14 protein-coding genes, 1 tRNA gene and 1 pseudogene are annotated in these 17766 nt (G+C 69.9%); 10 read left to right on the top strand and 6 right to left on the bottom strand.

Translation table 11 applies throughout. The annotated features are described in order from the left end of the window. Positions 1-98: 98 nt before the first annotated feature. Positions 99-770, bottom strand: coding sequence for a hypothetical protein (locus BN2279_RS16295; protein WP_159037235.1), 672 nt, complete (start codon positions 768-770; stop codon positions 99-101). Between BN2279_RS16295 and BN2279_RS28920 the strand changes: the two genes are divergently transcribed. Then, positions 723-1016 (top strand): ATP-binding protein, encoded by a 294-nt coding sequence (locus BN2279_RS28920; RefSeq protein ID WP_107115536.1) that lies wholly within the window; start codon positions 723-725, stop codon positions 1014-1016. The genes BN2279_RS16295 and BN2279_RS28920 overlap by 48 nt on opposite strands. 30 nt (positions 1017-1046) lie before the next feature. After that, positions 1047-1313 (top strand): hypothetical protein, encoded by a 267-nt coding sequence (locus tag BN2279_RS29395; protein WP_159037234.1) that lies wholly within the window; start codon positions 1047-1049, stop codon positions 1311-1313. Between the two features lie 355 nt (positions 1314-1668). Here BN2279_RS29395 and BN2279_RS29390 read toward each other — a convergent pair whose 3' ends face one another. The 3 genes from BN2279_RS29390 to BN2279_RS16285 all read right to left on the bottom strand — a co-directional run bounded on the left by BN2279_RS29390 (position 1669) and on the right by BN2279_RS16285 (position 6455). Then, positions 1669-3939, bottom strand: a complete 2271-nt coding sequence (locus BN2279_RS29390; protein WP_159037233.1) for a hypothetical protein — start codon at positions 3937-3939, stop codon at positions 1669-1671. Between the two features lie 1353 nt (positions 3940-5292). Continuing rightward, positions 5293-5380 (bottom strand) — tRNA-Ser (locus tag BN2279_RS16290). Between the two features lie 43 nt (positions 5381-5423). Further along, on the bottom strand, positions 5424-6455 hold the full coding sequence (locus BN2279_RS16285; RefSeq protein WP_324612840.1) for a S1C family serine protease: 1032 nt from the start codon (positions 6453-6455) through the stop codon (positions 5424-5426). A 348-nt stretch (positions 6456-6803) separates the two neighbouring features. Between BN2279_RS16285 and BN2279_RS16280 the strand changes: the two genes are divergently transcribed. From BN2279_RS16280 to BN2279_RS16275, 3 genes and pseudogenes are all read left to right on the top strand, one after another. Further along, complete coding sequence (locus tag BN2279_RS16280; protein WP_104531041.1) at positions 6804-7592, top strand: glycerophosphodiester phosphodiesterase; 789 nt, start codon at positions 6804-6806, stop codon at positions 7590-7592. A gap of 68 nt (positions 7593-7660) precedes the next feature. Then, positions 7661-8164: pseudogene (locus tag BN2279_RS27795) on the top strand (ATP-binding protein); the annotation flags it as partial. A 67-nt stretch (positions 8165-8231) separates the two neighbouring features. Continuing rightward, positions 8232-9209, top strand: coding sequence for a DUF5926 family protein (locus tag BN2279_RS16275; RefSeq protein ID WP_059010241.1), 978 nt, complete (start codon positions 8232-8234; stop codon positions 9207-9209). Positions 9210-9422: 213 nt separating this feature from the next. On the opposite strand, the gene BN2279_RS16270 is transcribed toward BN2279_RS16275, so the two are convergent. Continuing rightward, complete coding sequence (locus tag BN2279_RS16270; RefSeq protein ID WP_059010239.1) at positions 9423-10112, bottom strand: bifunctional DNA primase/polymerase; 690 nt, start codon at positions 10110-10112, stop codon at positions 9423-9425. A gap of 396 nt (positions 10113-10508) precedes the next feature. On the opposite strand from BN2279_RS16270, the gene BN2279_RS16265 reads away from it, so the two are divergent. From BN2279_RS16265 to BN2279_RS16250, 4 genes are all read left to right on the top strand, one after another. After that, positions 10509-11963 carry a PP2C family protein-serine/threonine phosphatase gene (locus BN2279_RS16265; RefSeq protein WP_059010237.1) on the top strand — a complete coding sequence of 485 codons (1455 nt, stop codon included), beginning with the start codon at positions 10509-10511 and terminating at the stop codon, positions 11961-11963. A gap of 134 nt (positions 11964-12097) precedes the next feature. Further along, the gene (locus tag BN2279_RS16260) at positions 12098-13597 is read left to right on the top strand and encodes an aminopeptidase P family protein (RefSeq protein ID WP_059010235.1); all 1500 of its coding nucleotides are present in this window, start codon (positions 12098-12100) and stop codon (positions 13595-13597) included. Positions 13598-13883: 286 nt separating this feature from the next. Continuing rightward, entirely contained in the window at positions 13884-15281 is a 1398-nt protein-coding gene (locus BN2279_RS16255; protein WP_079032205.1) for a hemolysin family protein, read from the top strand. Further along, positions 15278-16297, top strand: a complete 1020-nt coding sequence (locus BN2279_RS16250) for a hemolysin family protein (RefSeq protein ID WP_059010233.1) — start codon at positions 15278-15280, stop codon at positions 16295-16297. Before BN2279_RS16255 ends, BN2279_RS16250 begins: the two co-directional genes overlap by 4 nt. Before the next feature lie 54 nt (positions 16298-16351). Here BN2279_RS16250 and BN2279_RS16245 read toward each other — a convergent pair whose 3' ends face one another. After that, complete coding sequence (locus tag BN2279_RS16245) at positions 16352-17236, bottom strand: NAD(P)-dependent oxidoreductase (protein ID WP_059010231.1); 885 nt, start codon at positions 17234-17236, stop codon at positions 16352-16354. 168 nt (positions 17237-17404) lie between these two features. Here BN2279_RS16245 and BN2279_RS16240 point away from each other — a divergent pair, with 168 nt between their 5' ends. After that, positions 17405-17749, top strand: a complete 345-nt coding sequence (locus BN2279_RS16240; RefSeq protein ID WP_059010229.1) for a winged helix-turn-helix transcriptional regulator — start codon at positions 17405-17407, stop codon at positions 17747-17749. The last annotated feature ends 17 nt before the right edge of the window (positions 17750-17766 follow it).

Raw genomic sequence — 17766 nt, 5'->3', positions numbered from 1 at the left:
ACCAGTCCGAAGCACGCACCACCCACAACCCCCCGGTGTGTGATCAACCGAACACCCACCGGAATCTAGCCGCGCACTCCCCAGCGCCGCAAGGCGGTTCAACCCGCCGGCGGCATGTGTCGCGTCGAGCCGGCGATCCGCCTGCTGATGGCCAGGTTCGCTGTGTCGGACGCGTAGCGGCCGGGCAGATCGTCGTGGCCTGCGTGCAGGCAGGGGGAGTCGGGGCCGAGGCTGGTGGCCAGGCGAGGTGGAAGTCTTCCAGCTCGGCGTACCAGCGGCTGGCGTAGGCGGCCGTCGAGGGCGGTGGCGTGTTCGGCGGCGACGTCGACCGCGTCGATGACCGGCTGGTGGGCGAAGGCGGCCAGGGCGTTGCTGAGGGTGGAGCGGGTGTTGCCGACAGCGCGTTCGTCGCCGGTCGTGACGTCGATCAGGGCCTCGGCCCACTGCGGGCCGGCGCCCGGGTGGTGCTGGAGAATCTGCCGTGGCGCGGGGTCCTCTGGGCGTTTGGCCCAGCGCAGGACGTGGCGCAGCGACGCGCCGTCGAGGGCGGCGGCGTGCAGGAGGCAGGAGAGCCACGTGCCGGCGAGCTGCTGGTAGTGGGCCGCGGCGTCGTCCTGGGCACCGGAAGTCCTGGGCCAGATACCGGCGATGAAGGCCCGGCCGCGCAGTTCGGCCGTCACCGTGTCCTGGGCGCCGTGGATCGGTGACCAGCGCAACGGCTCCTGGCCCGGCACCAACGCCATCACCCGCACCGACAGCGCCAAGACCACCTTCCGCCTCCAGATCACCCGCCCCCCCAGACAGTCACCATCTCCGTCACCGACAACGGAGGCACCGCCACCACACCCCACATCGAACACCCCACCCTCGACGCCCAGGGCGGACGCGGCCTCGCACTCGTCACCGCCCTCGCCACCACGGTTCAAATCCGCCGCGACCCCACCGGCCACACCGTCACCGCCGAACTCCTGACCGGCCCACCCGACCCCACGGCCAGAGGGCCCCACCCACGCTGACCACCAGCCCCGCCCCATAGGGAAGACCGCATGACCGACGACGCCGAACAGCGCTACCGCACCGAGATCACCACGACCATGAACGCAGTGGTCCGGGCCTGCCACCACGTCCTGATGAACCACACCTACCGAGCCGTCTGGACACCACCAGACCCGAACGCCAGCCCAGCCGAACTCGTCTCCACAGCCCGCCGCGACATCCTCAACCGACTCCAATACGCCATAACCCAAGCCGAGGCAGCAGCCCGCACCATCGAAGCCGACCTGCGATCACGCACCCGACGCCGAGATGAGTAACAACCTTTTCTACGACTTCAAGGCGCCGCGCCCCTGGCGCGGCGCGCGCGGCAAGCGGCGGCCCCGGGCCGCCGCTCCTGTTCCCGCCCCGCTCCGACCCGAGCCCGCCGACCGCGCACCAGCACAGCACGAACCTGGTTGCGGTGAGAGGGGGGGCCGTCGTGGCTGGGGGTCGGCTCCACGGCTTTACGCACCTGCCGGGCTCGGGGCCCGAGTCGGGCAAGGCCAGGGGGCCCTCGGCCGGATTAACCGGGCAGGGCTCCGCCCCGCCCGATCAGCTGAGGAAGCGTACGGCTCCCTGCCCATGCCCGACCCCAACCCCGACAGGACACCGCCCAAACCCGCTCCACCGACCTCAATTCTGCTTCCTGTTGAACTCCGCTTTCTCTGCGAGAGCGTCCAAACTACTGAAAGAGCCATTATTACCCAGCGCCGTGTACTGTCGAGTGAAATCGCTCTTGAGCCGATCCGCGATCCGGGCAATCTCCACAGCCCGACGAGCTTCGTCAAGCTCTTCCGCTTCTGCTACTGAATCCATGATCTCGTTGAAGGTTTCAGACTGCATTCTCCGAGCCAATCTGACACCCAATAGACTCGGGAACACGGTTTTGAAAGTCTCCCGAGCCGCCGCGCCACTTGGAGACAGGGTGAGGAAATTCAACAAAAAATCCGGCCGCATCACATACCTGGCCCGATTCTCCGCGACGATCTCGCGCGTATGCTTAAGAATCGCAGATTCGGAAGTCAACCACCAAGTGGCGTACCCGAATTCGGAAAAATTAGAAGCCTCTCGGCGATTCTTTCTGTGCCCGTACACCGCAAGAGCGAGAAGAGCATCGTTTCGCGCAAGCCTCAAATCTCCACGCTTGACGTGAGCTAGTTTATCGGCCAACGCGTCAACTTGAGTTAGATCGACAACCGATTCCAGATCGTCAGACGATTCGAATTCCAACGAAAACTTCAACTGGAGATATCGGCGCATGTCATCAAAAGCCGACGCTCTATGCAGATCGTCATACCTGCAGAACTGATTGACGAAGGCAGGCCAACTCTTAGGCCTACTCGCACCCAGGTTCGGATTGATCCTTGCGTAGAGGTATGTTCGTAGCGCTATGTGTGGAGCGTTGCGGGCAATATCGAAATTCATATATTCATCCACCCCGGCAAGGTGATTCTGATATTCGAAATCAGAAGCCCGAAGATGGTGAACCACCTCTTCCAATACAGGCTCTGTGAGGATGAGCTTCGCGCCCAATTCTGCCGCCATCAGTAGAGTGTTCCGGCTCATACGGTCTGCTTCATTAAGGTAGTGCTCGCTTAGCGCTCGCACTATCTGATCAGACCCCACATAGAGACGGAACTCGCCGGTCATCTCCTGGAAGAAGTCAATAAGGCGCGGCTCAGTGTTAAGCGTGAAGAGCAATGCATAGGTCCGGGACAGTCTTTGCAGATACAGTCTTTCCGGATCCCTCGATTCATAGAGCACTCCTCGCAAGACGAGAAAAGCCCCATCCCCCACCAGCGATCCGACCTTTCCGGTCAGGCCATGTTCACGTAGGGCGACGGCGAGGCAATCAGTGATTGTTGAATATTCACCAGCATCAGCCTCCCGAAGAAAGGAGGAAAACTCAAGTCCATTCCGCTCAAACGCCAACTGAAGAGTGCGCAGGGCTACATCCCCGGCCTGTCGCCGCCGAACGTTGCCCATTCCAGAAAGCTGTGCCTCCCTAAGGCGATCCTGGAAGCTAGCGAGAACTTCAAGTCGTAGAGTCTCGTCGGCCGTGTTTTCCTCTTCGATGCGAAGGCGAGTCTCATAAGGCAAGCAAAAGACATCTTCTTTCCGATGCCAATTGACCGCCCTGCCGCCCGTGTAGCTCTTGCTAGACATCGCTTCAAGCCGTTGGCGAAGACGCGGCGCTACCAAGGCTTGAACGCTGGGCAATTGCTCATTGATCTTGCTCAAGACTTTCGTAGCTTCGTAGAGGATCCCAGCATCCGGGTCTGTTCCTTCCAATGCCCACAAAGCTAGCGCATCAACGACAGAATTAACCAGTTTTTCGTTACCTGACCGACGTTCCAGCTCTTGCGACAAGAAAACAAAGACTGCGGGATCTTTGACATGCTTCGACGGGCTGATCAAACGAGAAGATCCCACGCTGCGAAGAAAATCCGTGTAATGCCTCAGGTGCTCCTCAAACGCAACCCTCCCCCCTTGGTCATCATTAACGTGAGCGACAATATAGCTGCCATCGCGGATAATGATGGTTACATCAAGCTCGTCGGACAGTTCTCTTTCTACTCGATCCGAGTATTTGACAGTCTGGGAGGTCAAATAAAAGAGAGTACGCGGTTCCCTTCCGAACTCGCGAAGGCGTTCAACGGTTCGCCGAATCTTCCCCTCAGTGTCGACCTCCACGCTGGCTTGGTAATATGTCTCCGAACGCCCTGCATCTGCGTAGATACTGCCATCGCGTGCATCGGCGCCGCCATCCTTAATTCCACCCATGGGAACGAAATTCGTTCCCATGAGAGCGGAATAGAACGAGACTGCGAAACGCTCGAAGGGGAACCCTTCAGCTTTATCCAAAGCGATTCGAACCACGTCACCATGGATGCGCTCAGCCACAACCAACTCCTCTCCCCGTGGAGGCGCAGGATACAGCAAATCAATCCCGATACGGGCAAGTTCGCCGAAGAACGCCTGTTGCGGCCTATGTGCGGTCATCTAACCCGCTGGCTTGCCATAGGACGAGACTCGGGATGGAGCTTGCAGACGGTTAGCCATCCCATGCACGCCAGAGATGCGGCGGAGCTCGGTTGCTGCTATAGCAGCGAAGTACAGCATCCACGATGACGTCAGCCGACTCGTATCAGGCCGAGGCGACTGGTGGCCACGGCGGTCAATGACGGTACTGACGTCGCTGCCCGGGGCAGCCGTCAGTGCCCGCCCCTACTGGTCAGCTCCGGAGTCACAGGTGAACAGCCGGTGATTCACGCGCTCAGTGCTCGTTGCGTTGAAGCGGTCGCTCGGTTGAGGCGAGGTTGGTGGTGCGGAGCCAAGTCGTCCTAAATCGCCACGCCGAGGCTACCCGCGCTGGCATGCTGGTAGCTCCGAGTATCGGACCGGAGCCCGAGGGGGACAGCGTGATCGTGAACCGGCGTGTGAGCAGCGGACAGCCTGACGAGTACGACGAGCTAGAACAGCACCTCACCCAGTAGCTCAATATGCTGCTCGATTGGTCTGAGGACAGCGGCCTCACTGCTGGCCACGTGGTCAGGATCGCTGCTGCTGCGACGTCGCGTACAGCCAAGCAGCAAATGGTCACTTGATCGACCTGCTCGCTGCTCTCCCACTGCCGGGGACTGCAGAAGGGGAGAGCCTCTGAAAGCGCCTCGGCGATGCTGGGGGCAGCGCGGCCCTATACATCGGCCCTGGCAACATGGGCGGCCCCTTCTTCGACCGCACACGAGAGAGCAGTGAAGGTGGCATCGCCTCCCGGTTCCTCAGCTTCATCGAGGAGCTGACGCCACCCCAGCGCACAGCTGTGGTAGAGGTCGTCGGCTCAGCCCTCGACAGTGACACCATCGGCGTTAGTGGCCGTTATGTAGGCGAGCTATGGCTACGAGATGCAGAGATTAGCGCGTGGCACGTCCTCCTAGCCAGTCGGCGGGTGAATGAGACGTCGAAGGATCGCGAGCGGTTTTGTGAAGCATGGCGCCGCGCTTGAGCGCGCGACACGTCTCAGTGGAGGTACAGCAACCCCGGCGATCTTTGGCACCCAACACCATCCTTCACCGCCCTTCCGGTAGCGCGTATGCCCCCTAATGACCGGTCCGTGTAGAGCTACGGATCAGAAGCTACGCCGTGCCCCTCATGTGCCCCAACGGACGGCAATAAACGGGGAGTCGCGGCTACCAGCGGGGAGCGGAGACGGCGACGGCCTCTGACCGTTGGTGCTGGTCAGAGGCCGTTTGCCTGCGGAGGCGGTGGGATTTGAACCCACGGTGAGGGGTTGCCTCACGACGGTTTTCAAGACCGTTCCCTTCGGCCGCTCGGGCACGCCTCCGGGTGCGCGGGTGGGCCGCGCACCCGGATAGCCTAGCGGGTGGTCACTGGTCGCCGGCGCGTTCGCCGAGGGTGATCGTCGTCGTGCGTTCCTCGCCGTCGCGGACGTAGGTGATCTCCACCGAGTCGCCCGGCTGGTAGGTCCAGATCTGGCTGATCAGGGTCGGGCCGCTGTCGATCAGGCGGTCGCCGAAGCGGATGATCGTGTCGCCGGACTGGAGGCCCGCCTCGTCGGCCGGGCCGCCGGGGGTGACGCCGTCGGCGCTGTTGGGGGCCGTGTCGGCGATGCGCGCGCCCTCCGTGCCGGTGGTGCCGCCGGATTCGACGGTGGCGCCGATGATCGGGTAGATCGGCTCGCCCGTCTCGATCAGGTCCTGGGCGACGCGCTGGGCCTGGTTGATCGGGATGGCGAAGCCGAGGCCGATGCTGCCGGCCTCGGTCATGCCGTTGGACGTGGACTGGATCGCGGAGTTGACCCCGATGACGGCGCCGTCGGCGTTGAGCAGGGGACCGCCCGAGTTGCCGGGGTTGATCGAGGCGTCGGTCTGGAGCGCGTTCATGTAGGAGGAGCTGCCGCCCTGGCCGTCGCTAGAGGCGACCGGGCGGTCCTTCGCGCTGATGATGCCCGTGGTGACCGTGCCGGAGAGGCCGAACGGGGCGCCGATCGCGATCGTCGCGTCGCCGACGGCGGTCTCGTCCGAGTTGCCGATGGGCAGGGGTTCGAGGTCCCGGTCGCCGAGGTCGATGAGCCTGATCACCGCCACGTCATACCCCTCGGCGCGGCCCACGACCTCCGCCTCGTAGCTCTCGCCGTCGGAGAACGTGGCCGTGAGCGTGCCGCCGTCCGCGGCGGGGGCGACCACGTGGTTGTTCGTCATGATGTGGCCCTCCTCGTCGTAGACGAAGCCGGTGCCGGGGCCCGCCTCGGAGCCGCTGCCGGCCTCGATGGTCACCACGCTGGGGAGGGCCGATTCGGCTATTCCGGCGACGGACTCCGGTGGGCGGGCCGCCGTGTCGGGGTCGGTGCCGGAGCTGATCGTGGAGGACGAGGAGCCGTCGTCGTCGCCGTCCGCCACCAGATAGCCGACGCCGCCGCCGACGCCGCCCGCGATGAGGGTGGCGGCGACGACTCCCGCGAGGAGGCCATTTTGTGGTCGAGAGAGACTGGAGCGCCGGTCGAGTGGTGATCCTCTGGGTGGGCAGCGGCAGAGGGGGATATGAGACAGGGGCCCGGGCCGAAGGCCGGCGGCGGGGGCGGAAGGGGAGGCGCGGCCGGCGGTGGGGCGGCGGCCGGCTGCTCCGGCTTGCCTGCGCCTTCGTTCTCGGTGCTCACAGCTCTCTCCTCGGGTACACGACAAGGCTATGCGGGCAGTCTTTCCCATGATCTGTCAGACGGACATAAACCCGCGTGGCACCATGTCGCGGTGACTGCCGACCGCAAGCCCATTCGGGTCATCGCGCACCGGGGCGCGTCCGAGGACGCCCCCGAGCACAGTCTGGCCGCGTACCGCAAGGCGATCGAGGACGGCGCCGACGGCCTGGAGTGCGACGTCCGGCTCACCGCCGACGGGCATCTGGTCTGCGTGCACGACCGCCGCGTCAACCGCACGTCCAACGGCCGCGGCGCCGTCTCCGCCATGGAACTCGCGCAGCTCGCCGAACTCGACTTCGGCTCCTGGAAAGCGCCCGCCGACCGGGCCGAGACCCCGGACTCGGCCGATCCCGAGCGCACCACCGTCCTGACGCTGGAACGACTGCTGCGGCTGGTCGCCGACGCCGGCCGCCCGGTGGACCTGGCCATCGAGACGAAGCACCCGACCCGTTGGGCCGGACAGGTGGAGGAGCGGCTCGTGCGGCTGCTGGACCACCACCCGCTGCCGGGGGAGGTGCGGATCATGAGCTTCTCGGCGCGTTCGCTGCGCCGCGTCCACCTCGCCGCGCCCGGAGTGCCGACGGTGTTCCTCATGCAGTTCCTGCTGCCGCGCCACCGCTCGGGCCGGCTGCCGCCGGGCAACGGGATCGCCGGGCCCGGCATCCGCATCCTGCGCCGCGACCCGGAGTACGTGGCCCGCGCGCACCGGGCGGGCCACGAGGTCCACGTGTGGACCGTGGACGACGAACCGGATGTGGAGCTGTGCGCGCAGCTCGGTGTGGACGCGGTGATCACCAACCGCCCGCGTACGGTGCGTGATCAGCTCGCGCGGCTCGGCTGACCTCCGGAATCGCGGAAATTCTTACACGGCGTGCCCCGGCGCATTCGCTTCGTATCCGATCATTACGACTGCGTCAACGGATCCCGCACGGCCGGTTTCCGGCGAGTGCGCGGAGGGCACGAATCCCATGGCGTGGGGCAAAGGAGGTCTCGGGGGTGGCGTTGGTGGTCACACAGCAGGTACCGACGTCGTCGTCCATGTCGGTGCCCCACGGCCCGTCAGGCGTGGGGCTGGCAAGGCGGCGAATGCGCGCGGAATTGCGCGAAAGCGGTACGCGAGAAACGCTTGTCGATGACGCGGTATTGATTCTTTCCGAGTTGCTGAGTAATTCCTGTCGTCACGCGCGACCGCTGGACGAAAGCCAGGAGATCCGCGCGGCCTGGAGCCGTGACGGCGACGGGTCGGTCACGATCGCGGTGACGGACGGTGGCGGACCCACCCGGCCGAGCCCGTCGGTGCCGTCGGTGACCGCGCGCGGCGGACGCGGGCTGACGATCATCACCACGCTCGCCAGGGCGTGGGGCGTGCGCGAGGCGGAGGCCGGCGGAGCGGTGACCGTATGGGCGGTGCTGGGCGGGCAGGGCGGTTAGGCTCGCCGCACAGTCGTACCGCCTTACGCACGCAGGAGATCCGCCCACTATGGCCAAAAAGCGCCGCCTTCGTCCCCCGACCAGCGCCGCGGCCACGCCGCGCACCGCAGATGGCGAGATCCCGGTCGTCGGCGCCAGGGAGCCGTGTCCCTGCGGTTCGGGCCGCCGTTACAAGGCCTGCCACGGCCGCGCCGCCGCCCAGGCCGCCACGGAGCTGGTCCGCCGCCCCTTCGAGGGCCTGCCCGCCGAGTGCGACTGGGTGGCGCTCCGGGAGCTGGTGCCCGCGGCGACCGTGCGGCTCACCCCGCGCGACGGCCTGCCCGACGGCGTGCCCTCGCTGACGCTGGCCACCGTGCTGCCGATGGCCTGGCCCGCGCTCCGCCGCGACGACGGCGCCGTGCTGCTCGCCCTCCAGAACGACACCGCCACCGGCGACCTCAGCCGCGACCTCGCCGACGTGCTCACGCGCGCGCTGGCGGCGAAGCCCGGCAGCCCGGTCGCGGCCGGGCGCACCGCGCCGGACGGGCCGCGCCTCCAGGATCTGCTCGACCCGGCCGCGCCGTTCGAGCCGGAGGTCCACGAGGGCTTCGAGTTCTGGCTGGACGACGCGGCGGAGGCGACGCCCGACGTGACCGCCTCGCTGGAACGGGCCAACGCCGCCGTCACGCCGACCGCCCGGCTGACCGGGGTGACCGCCGCCTACTGGTGCCGGACCCCGGAGAAGAACCACCTGCGCTGGGTGATGCCGCACCCCGAGGAGGAGCTCCTCGACGCGCTGGCCCGGCTGCACGCCGCGGGCGCCTCCGGGCTGGGCGAGGGGACCCGGCTGGTGGGCTCGTTCCGGGCGCACGGGCTGACCGTTCCGGTGTGGGACCTGCCGACCGCCATGGGCGCGGAGGAGTGCGAGAAGCCCGCCACCGCGTTCGGCGGGCGGCTGGCGGAGGCGCTGGCCGCGACGGCGCCGCTGACGGCGGACGGGCGTCGCGCGCGCAGCGGGCTCACCAACCGGCAGATCACGCTGAACTGACGCGGCTCCCCCGTGCGGAGGTAGTGATTCCGGTCACAACTCCCCCCGTCTGACGCCAGATCAGGCCGGGAGGCCGTCACGCGGGATTTGCGAATCCCCGATGAGTTGTTACCTTCTGAGGTGGGCCCGGTCGCTGGTGCATCCCCCGTCGCCAGCGATCGGGTCCGCCCATGTCCGCGGAACGTCGCAGGACGCCCCGGCGGACCCGGGGACTCAGTAGGACAGCCTGCTGCCCTGATCAGGGGCGCTCAGCCCGGCGTCCACCAGGACGTCCAGCAGGTCCGCGGCCCGTGGCAGCGCCACCGTCCGCCGCCCGCCGCGCCGCTCCGCCTCCGGCTCGCGCGCCCAGCCCACCGTTCCGGCGCCCGTCCGCGAGGGCGGCAGCGGCACATAGCCGCCGACGCCGTGGAAGCGCAGGGAGCTGGGGACCCGGTCCCGGACGTACAGCAGCTCGCCCAGCTCGGGCAGTTCGTACGGCCTCACCAGCAGCAGCCACCGCGTCGGCGCCGCCACGACCGGGCCGGCGCGGACGCCCGCGCGGTCCAGTTGGGCCAGCGCGGAGGCGCCGACCGCCGCGGGCAGGCTGAGCGCGCAGGGCGCCCGCCCGCCGGTGGCCATGACGATCGGGGCCCGTGGTCGCTCCGTCCACCACCAGCTCACCATCCGCACGTCCGTCGTCGCGGCGAGCAGCCCCGGGTCCTGGGGGTGGGCCCCCGGAACCGCGCAGTCCGCCCGGAGGCAGCCGCAGCGGCCGTCCGCCCGCAGCTCGGCGCCCGGCAGGACGGGCCACCGCCACCGCCGCGCGAACGTCAGCGCGGCACCCCGCGCCGCGCGGGCCGGATCGCCGCCCTTCCCGTCGTCCTTACCGTTCTTGCGTCGTCGCTCTCCGAGGATCTCGCGCATCGGCGCTCGTTCCCTTCCTTCGCGGGTCAGTCACACCACGTGGAACTCAGATCACCGTACGTAGCGGGTCGCATAAGCGAGGAGCGGCGGGCGCACAGGGCCTGGCCGCCTTCGGTCAGGTCGCCGGGAAACCGGCGATCCGTTCCGATAAGTACCCAGCCCGCCCGGCTCGATCCGCCGCCGGGAATGTCCAGTCGATCGCGTGCCCGGCGCCTCTGCGCCCCTTTTCCGCCAAACTTCCGCCAAAGTGACCCCGGCCCGGCCTGTCGCGCCGGAAACGCACCGATCACCTGGGCATCATCCATCACGGCAGGACAATACTGGACATCCGCCCGCGCACCCATACCCGTGGATGGTCCGATCGCGACGCACGTCACAAGGGGGTTCGCCTCGCCCATGAGTACCTCGCCCCCACCGAAAGTGGCCGGAATCCACCAGGCCCTGGCCACGGTGCCGCAGACTTCCGCGCCTGTCGAGGGCACCGGGACCGGCGCGGGCGCCGAGGCGCGCGCGCCGCGCGGCCGGCTCCCGGGGGGCCGACCGGGAGCCCTGCCCCCCGGCGGCTCGCAGGACCGGCTCGCCTCCTGGATGTCCGACCTGACCACGCTGCACGCCCTCCAGGAACGGATCGGCCGCACCCGCACCCTCGGCGACGCGCTGGACGAGACGCTCCGCGCCGGTGCCGGGCTGGTCGGCGCCCGCCGCGGTCTGGTCTCCCTCCGCCCGGCCGACGGCCTCGGCCCGGAGCGGCTCGCGGGCCTCGGCCTCGGCCGGGCCGACCTCGGCCACCTGGAGACCGTCCCCAGCGGACTTGAGCCGCCGCGCGACGCGGGCGGCGAACCGTCCGAAGTGGTGCACGGCGACATCGCCCGCGAGGACGCCCTCGACCCCCGGCACCGCGAGGTCGCGGCGCGGCTTGGCTTCGCCGCGAGCTACGCCGTACCGCTCACCGCCGACGCGCCGGGGCCGCTGGGCGCGGCGGTCTGGCTGTACGACGAGCCGGGGCAGCCCGACCCGCGCCAGCGCCACCTGCTCGCCCTCTACCTGCGGCAGGCCGCCCAGCACATCGCCAACCGGCTCGAACTCAGCCGCGCCACGGCGGCCGTCCGCGCCGTCCACGAGGGGCTGCTGCCGGACCGGCTGCCGTTCCTGCCCGGTGTCGCGCTGGCCGTCCGGCACCACACCGGGCCGCGCGGCGGCGGCGACTTCTACGACGCCCTCGCCCTGCCCGACAGCGCCCTCGGCCTGGCGGTCGGCGGCACCCCGGACGCCGGGCCGTCCGCGCTGGCCGCGATGGGACGGCTGCGCGCCGGCCTGCGGGCGTACGCGGTGATGGAGGGCGAGGACCCGGTGGCGGTCCTGTCCGACCTGGAGCTGCTGCTGCGGCTGACCGAACCGGGGCGCCCCGCCACCGCCGTCTTCGGGTACGCGGAACCGGCCGCCCGCCGGATCGTGCTCGCCTCGGCCGGGCACCCGCCGCCGCTGGTGATCGGCGCGGGCCGGGCCGACTTCGCCGAGACGACGCTGTCCGCGCCGCTCAACATGCTGGCCTGCTGGGAGGCGCCCAGCGTCCAGGTGCGGGTCGACGAGGGAGAAACGGTCCTGCTCTACAGCGCCGGGTTGCTCCACCGCACCGGCGAACCGCTGGACCTGGCGTTCGCCCGGCTCCGCGACGCCGCGCTCAGCGCGACCCCCGCCCACCGGGCCGACCCGGAGGCCCTCGTGGACCACATCCTGCGCACCATGCTGCCCGACCTCGGCACGGACGGCGGCGCGGACGGCGGGCAGGAGGCGCGGGGCGGCAGGAACGGCGGCGAGGACGTCGTCCTGCTCGCCGCCCGCTTCCTGTGACCGCACGGGCCGGGACGGCCCGCGCGGCGACAGGGGCGTGCGCCGGATAGGCGCTGTCCCCCGGCCCGGCCCCGCACCTACGATGGAGGCTCCGGTTCCGACCGGTCAGCCGGTGAGCATCGAGGAGGCGCGACGTGGCCGAAGAGCAGCGGGCGGAAGCGCGGGAGGCGCGGGACACCGAGGGGACGCAGGAGACCGCCGAGGGGCCCGCCGACCGGGAGGAGCGGAAGAACGGCGTCACCCGGCAGGTGTCGGACGAGCTCGCCGAGAACATGCGGCAGGGCTGGGCGGACACCGAGCGGCGCGACCTGGCCCCCATTCCCCAGGCCGGGCACACGGCCCGCCGCCGCGCCGAGCTGTCCGCGCGTTTCCCCGGCGAACGCCTCGTCATCCCGGCCGGGCGGCTCAAGACCCGTTCGAACGACACGGAGTACCCGTTCCGCGCCGCCGTCGAGTACGCGTACCTGACCGGGGACCAGACCGAGGACGGCGTGCTCGTCATGGAGCCCACCGGCGAGCGCGGCCATGAGGCCACGCTCTACCTGCTGCCCCGCTCGGACCGGGAGTCCGGCGAGTTCTGGCTGAGCGGGCAGGGCGAGCTGTGGGTCGGGCGGCGCACCAGCCCGACCGAGGCCGAGCGGCTCTACGGCCTGCCGGTCAAGGACGTCCGCACCGTTCCCGACCTGCTCAGCAAGGCGCGCGGCCCGGTCCGGGTCGTCCGTTCGCACGATGCCGGCGTCGAGGCCGCGCTCACCGACAAGGTGACCGCCGAGCGCGACGAGGAGCTGCGGGTCTTCCTCTCCGAGATGCGGCTGATCAAGGACGACTTCGAGATCGCCGAGCTGACCCGCGCCTGCGAGTCGACGGCGCGCGGCTTCGAGGACGTGGTGCGGGTGCTGGACAAGGCCGTGGCCACCTCGGAGCGGTACATCGAGGGCACCTTCTTCCTGCGCGCCCGCGTCGAGGGCAACGACGTCGGCTACGGCTCGATCTGCGCCGCCGGTCCGCACGCCACCACCCTGCACTGGGTGCGCAACGACGGCCCGGTCCGCCCCGGCGACCTGCTGCTGCTGGACGCGGGTGTGGAGACCACCGAGCTGTACACGGCGGACGTCACGCGGACGCTGCCGGTCAACGGCCGGTTCAGCCCGTTGCAGCGGCGGATCTACGACGCGGTGTACGAGGCGCAGGAGGCGGGGATCGCGGCGGTCAGGCCGGGCGCGAAGTTCCGCGACTTCCACGAGGCGGCCCAGCGGGTGCTGACCGAGAGGCTGGTGGAGTGGGGCCTGCTGGAGGGCCCGGTGGAGCGGGTGCTGGAGCTGGGGCTCCAGCGGCGCTGGACGCTCCACGGCACGGGCCACATGCTCGGGATGGACGTGCACGACTGCGCCGCGGCGCGCCGCGAGACGTATGTCGAGGGGACGCTGGAGCCGGGCATGTGCCTGACGGTGGAGCCGGGGCTGTACTTCCAGCCCGATGATCTGACCGTGCCGGAGGAGTACCGGGGCATCGGGATCAGGATCGAGGACGACATCCTGGTGACGGAGGACGGCAACCGCAATCTCTCCGCCGCGCTGCCGCGCCGCGCCGAGGATGTCGAGGCGTGGATGGCGGAGCTGGGCGTGCGCGGCTGACGGTCCGGGCGCTGTGGACGGCGTGCCGCGGGGCGCTGTCGGTGGCCTCGCGCGGTGCCGGGCTGCCCGGGCGGGTGAGTGACGTCCGTCCGGGCTGACGGTCAGGTGTCGCGGGGACGATTCCGGGTACAGCCTGGGAACACGGACATGATCAGACACGTTGAATGTCTCAGCTTCTTTCGGAAGGAGACCCCGTGTCCGCCCAGTCGACGGACCCTGACGGGCATAGTCCCGGACCACCTCGCCAGCACTCTGCGTGCCGCGGCACACGGCGAGGTGGTGTCAGTTGAGTGCCGCACTCGGCCTGCTCGCCGTGCTGATCCTCACGGCCGGCACAGGCTATTTCGTCGCCCAGGAGTTCGCGTTCGTCGCCGCCGACCGGCTGGCGCTCGGACGGGACGCCGCGGCCGGTGACCGGCGTGCCGCCCGCGCCATGATGGTGCAGGAGCGGCTGTCGTTCATGCTGTCGGGCGCGCAGCTCGGCATCACCGTGACGGGCCTCGTCGTCGGTTTCCTGGCGGAGCCGGCGCTCGCCGCGCTGATCGGCCCCGCGCTGTCCGGGGTCGGGGTGCCGGACGGCGCCGTGCCCGGTATCGCGCTGGTCCTGGCGTTCGCGCTGGCCACCGGCATCCAGATGGTGCTGGGCGAGCTGGCCCCGAAGAACCTGGCGCTCGCCGTGCCCGAGCGGCTGGCGAAGTCGCTGGCCGGCTCCACGCTGCTGTATCTGAAAGCGGCCGGGCCGCTGGTCCGGGTCTTCGACGCGTCCGCGAACCGGCTGCTGCGCCGCGTCGGCATCGAGCCGGTGGAGGAGCTGCACCACGGCGCGACGCTGGAGGAGCTGGGCCACCTCATCGACGAGTCACACGAGCACGGGCAGCTTCCGCACGCCACGGCGACGCTGCTGGACCACGCGCTCGGCTTCTCGGAACGGACGCTAGCCGAGGTCATGGTGCCGCGCGTCGACGTGATCTCGGTGCGGGCGTCCGCGCCGGCCGGTGACGTCGTGACGCTGATCGGCGCGCACGGGCACTCCCACTATCTGGTGGTCGGCGACCGCATCGACGACATCGTCGGTGTCGTCGGCGTGCGCGAGCTGATGCGGATGAGCCCGGAACGGGTCGGGCGCCGCACCGCGCGGGCGCTGGCGCGGCGGGCGCTGCTGCTGCCGGACACGCTGCCGCTGCCGGGCGCGGTCGAGCAGATGCAGGCGGCGGCCGAGGAGTTCGCCGTGGTGCTCGACGAGTACGGCGGGCTGGCGGGGATCGTCACCCTGGAGGACATCGCGGAGGAACTGGTGGGCGAGATCGCCGACGAGAGCGACCTCGTGGAGACGACGGCGGAGCGCGACGGCGAGGGCTGGCTGGTGGACGCCAGCCGCCGCGTGGACGAGGTGGCCGAGGCCACCGGTGTCGCGCTGCCGGAGAGCGACGCGTACGAGACGCTGGCCGGTCTGGTGATCGACCACTGCGGCCGGTTCCCGGTGGCCGGGGACCGGATCGTGGTGGAGCTGGCGGACGGCTCGTTCGCCCGGCTGGAAGTGCTGTCGCTGGACCGGCGGGTGCCCGAGCGGGTCCGTCTGGAGCCCGCCCCGGAGGCCGGGCCGGGGACGGTGGCCGGGGAGGCCGGGGAGGCCGTGGTCACCGAGCCGGTGCGCGTCCGTGAGCGGGAGGGGCAGCCCTCATGAGTCCGCAGGCCGCCGTGCTGGTGACCGCTGGTCTGCTGGTCGGCAGCGGCTTCTTCGTCGCCGCCGAGTTCGCGCTGGTCGCCGCCAAGCACCACCGGATGGAACAGGCGCGGGCCGAGGGCCGGCGCGGGGCGCGCGCCGCGCTGGCCGGGATGCGGGAGCTGTCGCTGATGCTCGCCGGGTCCCAGCTCGGCATCACCGTCTGCACGCTGGGCCTGGGCAGCATCTCCAAACCGGCCATATCGCACCAACTGGACCCGCTGCTGCACGCGGCGGGGCTGCCGAGCGGACTGTCGTACGGCATCGCGTTCGTCGTCGCCATGACCGTGGTGGTCTTCCTGCACATGGTGGTCGGCGAGATGGCGCCGAAGTCGTGGGCGATCTCGCACCCGGAGCGGTCGGCGATGCTGCTGGCGCCGCCGTTCCGCGCGCTGGTGCGGGCGGTCAGGCCGCTGATCTGGGTGCTGAACGAGATCAGCAACGCCCTGGTGCGGCTGTGCCGCGTCACCCCGCGCGAGGAGCTGACCTCCGTGCACGACCGGGAGCAGCTCACCCATCTGGTCGCGGAGTCGCAGCGGCTGGGGCTGATCAGCGAGACGGACTCGGGCCTGATCACGCGCTCGCTGACCGAGCCGCAGTCGCCGGTCGGTGCCATTCAGGTGCCGGCGGACCGGATCGCGGAGGTGTCCGCCGAGGCGGGCGCGGACGCGGTCCTGGCCGCCGCCGCTGCCAGCGACCACACGCGGCTACTGGTGCGGGACGGGTCGCGGGTGGTGGGTTCGGTGCACGTCCGGGACGCCATCGTGGCCCGGGCGGCGGGGCGCCGGGTGTCCGCGAGGGAGCTGGCCCGGCCGGTGCCGGAGCTGACGGCGGACGACACGGTGGCGTTCGCGGTGGAGCAGCTCCGGCAGCGCCGGGCGTCGCTGGCCGTGGTGCGGGGCGCCGACGGGCGGGTGACCGGGCTGATCAGCCTGGACGACCTGCTGGTGCGGCTGATGGGGCCGCAGCCCGTCTGACGCCCCGGGTGGCCTGGAGGAGCGGCTCGGGCGGAGCGGCTCAGGAGGAGGGGCTCAGGAGGAGGGAGTGGCGGAGAGGAGGGTGATCAGACCCGGCAGGTCCTCGCCGCCCTTGCCCTCCGCGACGGCGCGGTCGATCAGGTTCCGCATGGGCTCGATCAGCTCGGTGCGCAGGCCCTGGGCGCGGCTGGCCTCGATGAGGTTGACGTAGCCGGCGGACTGCATGGCGAGGTTGGAATCCCGGCTTTCGAAGTCGCCCGCGTCGATCAGGCGCGCGAACTCGGTCATCGCCGTCATCATCGCGTTCAGCCAGGGGAGCAGCAGCGTGGTGGTGAACTCGCTCGCCTTGACCCCCTCGGTGCCGACCAGCCCCACGGCGTGGAAGAAGCCGCCGAACATGCCGTACATGCCGCACAGCAGCGCCAGGTCGTGGAGCGGGGCGGCGCCGGGGTCGGTGCCGAGGTAGGTGGCGACGCCGAACCGCTCCAGCGTCTCGCGGTGGGTGTCGAACGCCTCCCGCGCGCCGCTGTACAGCAGCGTCGAGCCGGGGTGGCCGATCATCGGCGGAATGGCCATGATGCCGCCGTCGACGTACTGGGCGCCGGCCTCGGTGGCCCAGTCGGCGGTGGCACGGGCCTGCTCGGGGGTGCCGTTGGTGAGGTTGACCAGGACGCGGTCCGCGAGGGCGGTGGCGACCGGGTCGAGGGTCGCGTGGAGGGCCGGGTAGTCGAGCACGCAGGCGATCACCAGCGGGGAGGCGGCGATGGCCTCCTCGACGGTGGCGGCGGCGCGGGCGCCCTTGGCGGCCAGGGGCTCGGCCTTGGCGGAGGTGCGGTTCCACACGGTCACATCGTGTCCGCCGGCCAGGAGGGCTTCGGCCAGCGCGGTGCCCATCGCGCCGAGGCCGATCACGGTCACCGGGGTCCTGCTGTCGGTCATGGTCGTCCTGTCCTCGTCATGAAGATGCTCCGGGAAGCTCCGCTCGGAAGCCGCCTCGGAAGGGTGTGGGGGTGACGGGATCAAGGCTCATCCATGGCTGTACAGTCGGCAAGTACCCACTATTTTGTCAGGTACCTACCTCCAGGTCAGTATGGGCGGGAGACCAACATGCCGAAGCGTGCCTACAGTTGCGGTATCGACGCGGCCATCGACGTGGTCGGCGGCAAATGGAAAGTGCTGATCCTGTGGGCGCTGCACGACGGCGCGCGGCGGTTCGGCGAGCTGCGGCGGATGGTGCCGGGGGTCAGCGAGAAGGTGCTGATCCAGCAGCTCAGGGAGCTGGAGGCGGACGAGATCGTGCACCGCGAGGTCTACCGCGAGGTGCCGCCGCGCGTGGAGTACTCCCTGACGGCGCTCGGCGTCTCGCTCAACGCGGCGCTGGAGCCCCTCAGCGCCTGGGGGAAGCGGCACATGGCGCACATCGAGTCGATGCGCGAGCGGCAGCCGGTCTGACCGGTCGCCCGGGTCGT

The organism is Streptomyces specialis, assembly GCF_001493375.1.
In the GTDB taxonomy this organism is placed as follows: Bacteria; Actinomycetota; Actinomycetes; order Streptomycetales; family Streptomycetaceae; genus Streptomyces; species Streptomyces specialis.
This window is presented reverse-complemented; position numbering and strand designations above follow the sequence as displayed.

Bases quoted from the DNA above. Each gene is read 5' to 3' on its own strand.
- BN2279_RS29395 (WP_159037234.1), top strand. From the start codon at position 1,047: ATGACCGACGACGCCGAACAGCGCTACCGCACCGAGATCACCACGACC.
- BN2279_RS16275 (WP_059010241.1), top strand. From the start codon at position 8,232: ATGGCCAAAAAGCGCCGCCTTCGTCCCCCGACCAGCGCCGCGGCCACG.
- BN2279_RS16270 (WP_059010239.1), bottom strand. From the start codon at position 10,112: ATGCGCGAGATCCTCGGAGAGCGACGACGCAAGAACGGTAAGGACGAC.
- BN2279_RS16265 (WP_059010237.1), top strand. From the start codon at position 10,509: ATGAGTACCTCGCCCCCACCGAAAGTGGCCGGAATCCACCAGGCCCTG.
- BN2279_RS16250 (WP_059010233.1), top strand. From the start codon at position 15,278: ATGAGTCCGCAGGCCGCCGTGCTGGTGACCGCTGGTCTGCTGGTCGGC.
- BN2279_RS16245 (WP_059010231.1), bottom strand. From the start codon at position 17,236: ATGACCGACAGCAGGACCCCGGTGACCGTGATCGGCCTCGGCGCGATG.
- BN2279_RS16240 (WP_059010229.1), top strand. From the start codon at position 17,405: ATGCCGAAGCGTGCCTACAGTTGCGGTATCGACGCGGCCATCGACGTG.